This is a genomic window from Idiomarina sp. Sol25 (genome assembly GCF_033052775.1).
Taxonomy (GTDB): Bacteria; Pseudomonadota; Gammaproteobacteria; order Enterobacterales; family Alteromonadaceae; genus Idiomarina.
Genome location: NZ_JAUPEW010000203.1, coordinates 1 through 249 on the forward strand (window position 1 = coordinate 1; position 249 = coordinate 249).

A 249-nucleotide genomic window follows, 5' to 3' on the forward strand; every position below is an offset into this window, starting at 1 on the left:
TGCGGCACGTGCCTCAACGGGTGCGTTCACGTCGCGCACGATGCCGCGCGCCATGCGTAGTTCTCCGTGCGCGCCCTGCCCATAAGCCACGACCAGCTCGCTGGCGCGCGGTTCAGCCGCAGGCGGCACAATCGACCCCGTCACCCGAAAAAACAACAAATCATAGTTACGAGAGACACCGACCAACGGTGCGCCTCCAACAAGATCGGCATTGTGGGCGTTGGTCACTGCGATCCCCGGGGCGACGAC

At 64.3% G+C, this 249-nt stretch carries 1 protein-coding gene; it reads right to left on the reverse strand.

The window, feature by feature from the left end; translation table 11 throughout:
- Nucleotides 1–228, reverse strand: a 228-nt coding sequence (locus Q5L94_RS14005) for a hypothetical protein (RefSeq protein ID WP_317498957.1), incomplete at its 3' end; no start/stop codon positions are given.
- Nucleotides 229–249 lie beyond the last annotated feature (21 nt).